The sequence below is a fragment of the Halobacillus yeomjeoni genome, from assembly GCF_020171525.1.
GTDB lineage: Bacteria > Bacillota > Bacilli > Bacillales > Halobacillaceae > Halobacillus > Halobacillus yeomjeoni.
Map to the genome: position 1 here is coordinate 134212 of NZ_JAIVAI010000007.1, position 9869 is coordinate 144080.

At 42.3% G+C, this 9869-nt stretch carries 11 protein-coding genes and 1 riboswitch; of the genes, 9 read left to right on the plus strand and 2 right to left on the minus strand.

What is annotated here, in order from left to right; translation table 11 throughout:
* Nucleotides 1-102 precede the first annotated feature (102 nt).
* The 3 genes from LCL89_RS15260 to LCL89_RS15270 are packed head-to-tail and all read left to right on the plus strand — an operon-like array spanning nt 103 to nt 1371.
* Nucleotides 103-297 carry an SE1561 family protein gene (locus tag LCL89_RS15260; RefSeq protein ID WP_197317137.1) on the plus strand — a complete coding sequence of 65 codons (195 nt, stop codon included), beginning with the start codon at nt 103-105 and terminating at the stop codon, nt 295-297.
* Nucleotides 294-908 carry a hypothetical protein gene (locus LCL89_RS15265; RefSeq protein ID WP_224810807.1) on the plus strand — a complete coding sequence of 205 codons (615 nt, stop codon included), beginning with the start codon at nt 294-296 and terminating at the stop codon, nt 906-908. Before LCL89_RS15260 ends, LCL89_RS15265 begins: the two co-directional genes overlap by 4 nt.
* A gap of 4 nt (nt 909-912) precedes the next feature.
* Complete coding sequence (locus LCL89_RS15270; protein ID WP_224810808.1) at nt 913-1371, plus strand: GNAT family N-acetyltransferase; 459 nt, start codon at nt 913-915, stop codon at nt 1369-1371.
* A gap of 6 nt (nt 1372-1377) precedes the next feature.
* On the opposite strand, the gene LCL89_RS15275 is transcribed toward LCL89_RS15270, so the two are convergent.
* Complete coding sequence (locus LCL89_RS15275; protein WP_224810809.1) at nt 1378-2298, minus strand: hypothetical protein; 921 nt, start codon at nt 2296-2298, stop codon at nt 1378-1380.
* Between the two features lie 125 nt (nt 2299-2423).
* Here LCL89_RS15275 and LCL89_RS15280 point away from each other — a divergent pair, with 125 nt between their 5' ends.
* Nucleotides 2424-2873, plus strand: coding sequence for an OsmC family protein (locus tag LCL89_RS15280; RefSeq protein WP_197317141.1), 450 nt, complete (start codon nt 2424-2426; stop codon nt 2871-2873).
* A gap of 181 nt (nt 2874-3054) precedes the next feature.
* On the opposite strand, the gene LCL89_RS15285 is transcribed toward LCL89_RS15280, so the two are convergent.
* Nucleotides 3055-4716 carry a glycoside hydrolase family 13 protein gene (locus LCL89_RS15285; protein WP_224810810.1) on the minus strand — a complete coding sequence of 554 codons (1662 nt, stop codon included), beginning with the start codon at nt 4714-4716 and terminating at the stop codon, nt 3055-3057.
* A 352-nt stretch (nt 4717-5068) separates the two neighbouring features.
* Here LCL89_RS15285 and LCL89_RS15290 point away from each other — a divergent pair, with 352 nt between their 5' ends.
* From LCL89_RS15290 to ribH, 5 genes are all read left to right on the plus strand, one after another.
* Entirely contained in the window at nt 5069-5683 is a 615-nt protein-coding gene (locus LCL89_RS15290) for a glucosaminidase domain-containing protein (RefSeq protein ID WP_224810811.1), read from the plus strand.
* A gap of 97 nt (nt 5684-5780) precedes the next feature.
* Nucleotides 5781-5932, plus strand: a riboswitch (FMN riboswitch).
* 131 nt (nt 5933-6063) lie between these two features.
* Nucleotides 6064-7158, plus strand: a complete 1095-nt coding sequence (gene ribD / locus LCL89_RS15295) for a bifunctional diaminohydroxyphosphoribosylaminopyrimidine deaminase/5-amino-6-(5-phosphoribosylamino)uracil reductase RibD (protein ID WP_224810812.1) — start codon at nt 6064-6066, stop codon at nt 7156-7158.
* Between the two features lie 2 nt (nt 7159-7160).
* On the plus strand, nt 7161-7811 hold the full coding sequence (ribE, locus tag LCL89_RS15300) for a riboflavin synthase (RefSeq protein ID WP_224810813.1): 651 nt from the start codon (nt 7161-7163) through the stop codon (nt 7809-7811).
* 17 nt (nt 7812-7828) lie between these two features.
* On the plus strand, nt 7829-9022 hold the full coding sequence (locus LCL89_RS15305; protein ID WP_197317147.1) for a bifunctional 3,4-dihydroxy-2-butanone-4-phosphate synthase/GTP cyclohydrolase II: 1194 nt from the start codon (nt 7829-7831) through the stop codon (nt 9020-9022).
* 18 nt (nt 9023-9040) lie between these two features.
* Nucleotides 9041-9508: a 6,7-dimethyl-8-ribityllumazine synthase gene (gene ribH, locus LCL89_RS15310; RefSeq protein ID WP_197317148.1), complete on the plus strand. Its 468-nt coding sequence runs from the start codon at nt 9041-9043 to the stop codon at nt 9506-9508.
* Nucleotides 9509-9869: the final 361 nt, after the last annotated feature.

A 9869-nucleotide genomic window follows, 5' to 3' on the forward strand; every position in this document is an offset into this window, starting at 1 on the left:
GCTGGACGAAAGGTCCAGCGGCTTTTTTTGTAAATGAGTTTTCCGATATTGTCCCAGAGGGTATTATGAAAGAAAGAACCTGAAAAAGAGGAGGTGTTCGTTATGGGAAAAGCAGCTAAAGATCCAACCGATCAGTTTCATTACATAAAAAATAGAATTCAAATGCTCAATCAAGTCGTGTCTTCAATGGATGCCGATCAGGTGGATATGGATGACTTCAACAGAGTACTGGAAATGATCCAACAATTGAATATGAAAATGGAGCGCTTCAAAAAAGATTGGGAAGCCAATCAATGATTAGACAAGTCTTATTTTTTTGTGCGTGGGTGATATTCATACTTTATGCCTGGCTCGGGGCTCCGGCTGGAGATGAGGGGTATTTGCGTCAGCTGGTACTGATGAATGACCCTGAGCCATTACTTTTGACTGTTTTTTCATTGTTAGGGATTTATCCAATCGCTTTCGGGATCTTCTTATTGCGTCATGATCATGCAAGAGTACCTGCATGGCCTTTTGTGGCTGGATCATTCATGTTAGGTGCATTTGCGTTGATGCCTTACTTTTTCTCATCAACTTCGGCCGTCCGTTCGGTCAGGACCCCGAAGGGGATATTGAAATTTATCCAAAAGGACTTTTTACTTTTGAGTCTCGTTGGAATAAGCATATTTTTGATCGTTCAAGGCTTTTGGCAGGGAAGCTTGGAGATATATCTGCAAGCCTTTTTCACATCCAGGTTTGTACATGTGATGACCATTGATTTTTTTGTGTTGTCCTTACTCAGCATATATGTCATCCGGTGGGATGAGAAGAAAAGGGATAGAGGTGGTACCATGGCCTGGTTTGGTGTGCTTCCTGTTATTGGTTTACTTATTTATTGTGCCATTTCCACGAGAGAGAAGGGGGAATGATGAAATGGACTTTTTTCCATTACCTCAAGAGGATGCTTTAAGGGTTGCGGAATGGAAGTACCCCGATCCATTTTCATTTTATGACATGACGGCAGATGAAGAGGATTATGAAGGGTTCATCAATCCAGAAAAGAGAAGTCAGCATACACATGGGGTGTATGAGGAAGGTGAACTGATCGGCTTTTTCACCTTTCATCCAAATGAAAATGGAGGCGTGGACATTGGACTTGGTCTACGCCCTGATTTAAGTGGTAAGGGGTTTGGTCGGACTTTTGTAGAAGAAGGGCTTTCATACGCACACAAACATTATAATCCGACTGAATTCACTTTATCAGTAGCTGCCTTTAACGAACGTGCGATTGTGGTTTATGAACGAGCAGGGTTTGAGAAAAAAGACAAATTCATACAACCTACAAATGGCGGTATATATGAGTTTGTTAAAATGAAAAAAGTCGTGGGCTGAAAAGCCTCACGACTGAATGCGTTCATAATTGATCAACCACTTCAGAGATTCGAGAGTCAGAATTCCCTGCCACTCTATTTTAGCCTGATTCCAACTTTCTTCGTATTGGTTCCATTCCCAAGTAGGGGAAACATAAGGCCGGTTGGTTAAATTTTGAATGACTGCCTCAAGGTTTTTAACTACATCTTCTTTTGGTACTTCTAGATCGACTGATGCAGGGGAAGGTTGAAATTTCAAAGGAGTCGGCACATAATTTCCCCACTGTTCCGGGTCAGACACCATCGTCTGGCGGACGCCTTCTTTTAATTTTCTTTGTATACCTTCATCCATTCGGTCGGGGTGTAGTTCAAAGAACCTCAGGTAACAATAAAGTTCATGTTCTGAAGCGAAATCACTCAAGGACATCAGGTGTTGAAGGGATTGCTGGGTCAGCTTCTCAACGTCCAACTCATGAACCTTTTCTTCATATTTTAAAAGGTACCCGATGATTTCCGCGGAGGGGTTGCCCCAATTCGCATCAATCCAAGACTTTCCGTCTTCATGTACCTCCCACCAAAAGGCGTGAGGATAGTCGTTCACTTCTTCCGGAACAGCAAACCATCCTTGTCGTTCTTGGTCAAACGTTTGTTCAAGATATCTGAGAGCCTTTGTTATCATATGTTGGGCTTCTTCATCGTCATCATGTTCGACGAGAACTTGCAGAGCGACGGATGTAGCGAGTGGAGAGGAATTCGGCAGCCGGAAGTCTGGTTCAATTCCTCTTCCGAAACCTCCATCGGGATTTTGGTATGAGGTCAATGCCTTCATCACCTCTGTGGAGTGGTCACCTTTGGTCATATGTAATAAACGTGCTTGCTCAAGAGGTCTTCCTTCTGAAAAAATATAGGCTTGGGCTTTCTCATAGTCTTCTCTGGATAATAGATTCATTGTTCTCCTCCTTCACACGTACGTATTCGTTATGCTGCTTAAGAATCCTTCTTATGAGCAGAATGTTTCGTCTGATGTTTGGACATCCCTTAAAATAAGAACCGTAAAGAAAGGGGCGGATGACGATGGCTTTCCATCATTTCCATTTAAAAGCGGAGTGGCCGGGGGGAAGAAATGAAGTCGGCTATATTGAATCTGATAAATTAAAAACGAAAATATCCATTCCGAAAGAGATGGATGGACCTGATATCGGGACCAATCCGGATGAAATGCTGCTCGGAGCTGCAGCTACGTGCTATATCATCAGTTTAGCAGCTATGATTGAACGAGCGAAGCTGCCGTTGAAAGAAATGGATATGGAGTCTGAAGGGATCGTCGACGTAACGGATGGAGTATTCACTTATAAAAAAATCATCCATCAACCGAGAGTTGTGTTAACTTCTGAGGCAGCAGAACGTGATTTGAAGAAGTTGAACCAACTTGTTGAGAAAGCTGAAAAAACTTGTATGATCTCTAAAGCCATCCGCGGTAATGTCGAGTTGGAATTAGAAGCAGATACAAAGATCGACGCTTAACCATAAAGAAGCTGACACTTATCTAAGTGTCAGCTTCTTTTATTGGGGAGTTGTATCTATGAACCAACTGCGCCTCATTCCTGTAGCAAAATCTTGATGTAAGGGTGCGTTCATTCCCTTTATGGAAATAAGGGGCCAGGGAACACAACCGTATTAGATTTTACAGGCTGGGGCTTAATTATTATTTATTCAACAAATAAACTCTTGCTTCAAAAGGTTTTAGTGTAATAGATTGAAGGTCTTCATGCCGATCCACTTCATAGTTGTTTAATATCATCTGCTCACTGGAAAGTTTGTGTGGAGATGTAAAGACAGCTTCTTCATTTGTCAGGTTTGAAATGACCAAAGCATAGTGTTGGTCCAACGTTCTCGTGTAAGCATAAATTTGTGGATCATCTTTCAACATCAAATCATAAATCCCATATGTGAATAGATCATACTTTTTCTTCAACCGGATCATATCTTTATAGTAATTCAGGATAGAGTCCGGCTGTTTCAATTGATCCTCTACGTTGATCTCTTTATGGTTCGGGTTGATTTTAATCCATGGATTTCCGGTAGTGAACCCTGCTTGCGGACCACTCGACCACTGCATAGGAGTGCGGCTGTTGTCTCTTGATGTTGCCCATAAGATTTCCATGATTTCCTCATGCTTGAGCCCTTGCGCTTTTTTCTTGTTATATAAGTTGATCGCTGCCACATCATCATAGTCTTCAATAGAAGGGAAGGCCATGTTTGTCATTCCTATTTCTTGTCCTTGATAAATATAAGGTGTCCCCTGCATAAAGAAATACATCGTCGCAATTGAAGTCGCGCTTTCACGCCAATAATTTTCATCGTCTCCCCATGTGGATACGACACGTGCTTTATCATGGTTTTCGACGAATAGAGCGTTCCATCCATCACTTTCTAAAGCCTTTTGCCACCTGGTAAGCACTTCTTTCAGACCAATGATATCCAATTGCTGCTCTGCATCTTTATCCCACAAATCCAAATGTTCGAATTGGAAAATCATATCCATTTTACCGTTTTCGCCTACCCATAAGTCGGCTTCATCGGAGTTGACTCCATTCGCTTCTCCCACGGTCATCACGTTGTAATTCGCATACGTTTGATCCTTGAATTCTTGGAGGAATTTATGGATGCCTTTTTGGTTCATATGCATGTCAAAAGAAGATACATACTCTTCTTTTTTAGGATTAGGCATGTCTGGGAACCCAGGACGCTTTTTAATGTGACTGATGGCATCAATACGGAACCCATCCACACCTTTATCCAGCCACCAATTGACGGTGTCATATAACTCATGTCGTACTTCTTCGTTCTCCCAATTTAAATCCGGCTGCTTCGTAGAGAAAACGTGAAGATAGTATTGATCAGTTTTTTCATCATACTGCCAAGCAGACCCTTCAAAAATGCTTTCCCAGTTGTTCGGTTCTTTTCCATTTTTTCCGTCTCTCCAAATGTACCAGTCCCGCTTAGGACTATCTTTCGATGACCTTGATTCAATAAACCATGGATGTTCATCACTGGTATGGTTCAGAACGAGGTCGATGATCAACTTCATATCTCGTTTATGAACTTCTTCAAGTAAACGGTCGAAATCTTCCATCGTTCCGAACTCTTCCAGGATATCCTTGTAGTCGGAGATGTCGTATCCATTATCATCCTTAGGAGATTTGTACATAGGGCAGATCCAGATGAAATCTATACCCAGGTCTTTGATGTAATCCAGTCGATCGATCATACCTTGTAAATCACCGATTCCATCACCGTTCGAGTCTTGAAAACTTCTAGGATACACTTGATACCCTACAGCTTCCTTCCACCATACTCTTTTCATATAGGTTCTCCCTCTTTTCTTTATAGTTGCTGGAAAATTTGTTGGAATTTACTTGTTTAATGCAATTGATTGCATTACTAAGGAAAAGTGTTTTTTTTAGTTTAATATCAATAAAATAGCTTTTTATTAGAAATAATGTATGTTGAAATCTAAAATTACATTCTCGTTTTGTGCAAACGTTTTCTTGAATTAATTCCATGTTATCCGATATTACCGCTTTTGACAATACAGATCTCATGGTATTTTACCTCATTACATAAGAAATAGACTTCATGATGCTTTGGCTGAGTGCGTATATTGAAGAATGGATGAAGAAGCATCCAGGTGAAAATATTTCTGAAAAGGTGATGAAATGAAAATATTAGGATCTTCAAAAGTCGATCAAAAGACGATGTTGGAGTTTGCCAAAAATGTTAATCCGAACTTTCCGGAAATACTTCCAGGGTTGTATATAGAAATCGGGAGAATTTATGGGGTTAGAGGGGATGCTGCTTTTTCTCAGATGTTAAAAGAAACATCATTTCACCGTTTCGGGGGGGACGTGAAGCCCGGACAATTCAATTATGCAGGTCTGGGTGCTATAGGAGGAACCCAAGGAGCCTCTTTTAAAAACGAAAGGGAAGGGGTAACTGCACACATTCAACATTTGTATGCTTATGCCAGTAAAGAACCTTTACCTGCCGGGGAAAAGCTTGTTGACCCAAGGTTCAATCTGGTTCAGAGAGGGGTCGCCCCTGAATGGAAAGACTTGAATGGACGCTGGGCAGTTCCAGGTACGACTTACGGAGAAGAAATAGTAGCTTTATATGAAAAGATGGCAGATACCATGGATGTTAAAGAACTGATTGATCGGCTTGGGAAGAAAATCATACGGCTGGAAACTGAAAACGCAAGACTGCGTAAAGAGCTGACCCAATATAAAAACACTATTGAGGAAATCAAGGAAGCATTAAGTAAATTGCTTTAATCTTTTTATACCACAAAGTTTAATGCTTGCGACCCCCTATCATGAGAATGTACAATATATATATCAACACAAAAAGAATAGACTATCCGTTTTAAACGGATACCTTCGGGGTCGGGTGAAATTCCCAGCCGGCGGTAATGAACAAGTAGGTTCTCAGCCCGCGACGGGGAGGCAGTAGCAATACGTTTCCCCCTGATTTGGTGCATATTCCAAAGCCGACAGTGAAAGTCTGGATGGGAGAAGGATGAGCGAGACGTAAAAGGTATGATGAGACACGTATACCTCTGGTTAAGTGTACTCAAATTTACGTATAAGCAGACCCTGGAGAAGTATGTCTTCTTCAGGGTCTTTTTTATATTAAAGAGGCAGGTGAAGGTGGAATGAATCGTGATGAACGGTATATGTCCATGGCTATCCAAATGGCGAAAGAAACGGTAGGGCAGACGAGTCCGAATCCATCGGTTGCGGCGGTGGTTGTCAAAGAAAATCAGGTCGTTGGTGTGGGTGTCCATGTCCGGGCTGGTGAAGCGCATGCTGAAGTACATGCTTTGAAGATGGCAGGAGAAAAAGCCGACGGTGCGGAAATATACGTGACATTGGAACCTTGCAGTCACTTCGGCAAGACCCCGCCATGTGCACAAGCGATCATTGATGCTAACATCCGCAGAGTCATTGTCGCTTCTCATGATCCAAATCCTAAAGTCTCCGGCAAAGGAATCGAAATGATGGAAAAAGCGGGTATAGAAGTGCGGACTTCCGTACTCAAGAAAGATGCGGATCAAATCAACCGATCCTTTTTCCATTACATCAATAAGAAAACTCCATATGTACGATTGAAGTCTGCGATGAGTCTTGATGGGAAGATTGCTACTTCTACCGGAGAGAGTCAATGGATTACGGGGAAAGAAGCGAGACAGGATGGACATACTTACCGTCATATCTCAGATGCTATTCTTGTTGGCATCAATACGGTTCTAATGGACAACCCTAAGCTTACAAGCCGGATAGAGGGGGAAGGGTCCCATCCGATTCGCATCGTTTTAGATACACACCTGCGCATTCCACCTTCTGCACAACTGATACAAAATGAAGAAGCCCCGACTTGGATTTTCGTAGGGAAAGATGTCCGTGCTAAGGACATAGAAGCATTTGCTGACTACCCTCATGTACAAATCATTCAGCAAAACCAAGATAAAATTGATATTGATGAGCTTCTCCAACACCTGGGGGAATGCAAGGTCACTTCTTTACTTGTTGAAGGAGGCGGCACGATTGCTGATTCATTCGTTCGTGCGGGAAAAGTCAATGAGACTATAACGTACATCTCACCAAAACTCATTGGTGGTAAGGATGCACAAACACCCGTAGGAGGAAAAGGCATCAGCCGATTGAAGCATGTTGAGTCTTATCAAATCACTTCGACTGAACAAATCGGAGAAGATATAAAAATTGTCTCCATAAAAAGGGAGGATTAATTTTGTTTACAGGAATCATTGAGGAAATCGGAAGTTTAGAGTCGATCAAAACGAAAACGGAAGCGTTGGAACTCAAAATTGTAGCCAAAGAAATTTTGACAGATGTAAATTTGGGAGACAGTATTTCTGTTAATGGCGTATGTCTCACCGTTACTCAATATACAGATCAGTCGGTGTCCTTTGATGTAATGCCTGAGACGTACCGTTCAACAAACTTGAATGAACTGAAGCAAGGAACACCAGTCAATTTAGAACGGGCGATGGCTGCAGGAGGGCGGTTCGGTGGACACCTCGTTTCTGGACATATAGATGGAACTGGAAAAATCGTTTCCAAAACGCCTGAATCGAATGCAGTCTATTATGAAATTGCACTTTCAGATGAACTGATTCAATATTTCGTATATAAAGGTTCTATCGCAGTGGACGGAACTTCTTTGACTGTATACGGAGTGAAGGATAATCGAGTGACAATCTCATTGATCCCTCACACGATGGAACATACGGTCCTTGGAGGGAAAGAACCTGGTGATGAAGTGAATATCGAATGCGATATGATCGGAAAGTATGTCGCTCATTTTCTTGGAGGTAGACAAGAAGACCAAACAAAGTCGAACATGACAAAACAATTTCTGGCTGACAACGGTTTTGCCTAAAGAAAGAAGGGGAAGAAATGTTTGATTCAATTGAAAAAGCGATAGAAGATTTAAAAGAAGGAAAAGTCGTCATCGTCTGCGATGATGAGGATCGTGAAAATGAAGGGGATTTTATTGGGTTAGCTGAGCATGCCAGCCCGGAAATGATCAATTTCATGATCAAATACGGAAGGGGCCTTGTCTGCACTCCTATTACAGATAAACTTGCTTCGGACCTCGCCCTTCATCCGATGGTGGATGACAACTCGGACCCTAACCAAACAGCCTTTACAGTGAGTATCGATCATAAAAACACAACAACCGGGATATCCGCTGAAGAACGTGCCTTGACCATAAGGGAAATGCTGAACAAGGAGTCTACAGCGGCTGATTTTCAAAAGCCCGGCCACATTTTCCCGTTAATTGCCAAAGAAGGAGGCGTTCTCCGGAGAGCAGGCCACACAGAAGCGGCAGTCGACCTTGCACGACTATCTGGAGCACGACCGGCTGGAGTGATCTGCGAAATCATCAAAGATGATGGAACGATGGCCCGTGTTCCAGACTTACGCAAGATGGCCGATGAATTTGATATTCCGATGATTACGATTGCTGATCTCATCCAATATCGTCATAAAAATGAAAACCACGTGAAACGTGAAGTGGAAGTCACGATGCCGACAGAATATGGCGACTTCAAAGCTGTAGCGTATTCCAATGATATTGATCATAAAGATCACATTGCACTGGTCAAAGGGGAAATAAACCCAGAGGAGCCTACGCTTGTCCGTGTTCACTCTGAATGTTTGACGGGGGATGTTTTCGGTTCCTATCGCTGTGACTGCGGTCCTCAGCTGCATAACGCTTTGAGGCAGATTTCTGAAAATGGAAGCGGCGTTCTCCTCTATATGAGACAGGAAGGAAGAGGAATTGGACTCGTCAATAAACTCCGAGCTTATAAACTTCAAGAAGAAGGACTGGATACCGTAGAAGCTAATGAAAAGCTGGGCTTCAAGCCAGACTTACGTGACTACGGAGTCGGTGCCCAAATATTGAGGGATCTAGGCATTTCAGAAATCAAATTGTTGACCAATAACCCGAAGAAAATCTCCGGGTTGAAAGGCTATGATTTGGAAGTCATAGAGAGAGTTCCAATACAAATGAAATCTCGTAAGGAAAATGAAAACTATCTAAGAACAAAACAATCTAAAATGGGACATTTATTTCATTACTAGAAAGGGACAGGTGATCTTATGGTCAAAAGTTATGAAGGAAATTTAGTAGGTACAGGTTTAAAAGTCGGAATCGTTGTAGGACGTTTCAATGACTTCATTACGAGCAAGCTATACGAAGGTGCTGTTGATGCTTTGAAACGGCATGGTGTCAATACGGAGGATGTAGAAGCAGCTTACGTTCCGGGAGCCTTCGAGATTCCCCTTGTAGCCAATAAGATGGCCAACAGCGGGAAATATGATGCTGTAATTACCCTTGGTGCAGTCATTCGAGGTTCCACGCCGCATTTCGATTATGTATGTAGTGAAGCCGCTAAAGGGGTATCTCAGGCCTCTCACCAAAGTGGTATTCCAGTCATTTTCGGTGTAATTACGACGGATACGATTGAACAGGCGATCGAGCGTGCAGGTACGAAGGCGGGTAACAAAGGCTGGGAAGCTGCTACAGGTGCCATCGAAATGGCTTCTTTAATGAAACAATTGGGTTAATAAATATTAATTGATAAAACTTCTTTTAACTAAGAAGCCGGGCGGGATGATTTCAATCATCCTTCCCGGCTTTTTATGTTGGTTTATTAATGGCTGGGTTTTAGTCTGTTGTTGATATTTCAAACGATTTCTTACAAGTCCACTATTCTAGGGTTGCGGTTTCATCCATTTTTCAATGAGAGGATTGGAGGGTAGGAAAAACCCTCCTCTTTCGTAGCTGGTTTACCGGATTTTTTTTAAAAAGGCTCTGTTAAAGTCTGTTGTTGATATCTTAAACGATTACTAAATAATCCCCGTCTGAGATTAGGTGTTCGGTCCTTTATTTACTCACAGCATGGGATGGCAGGGAAAACAGTCCGCT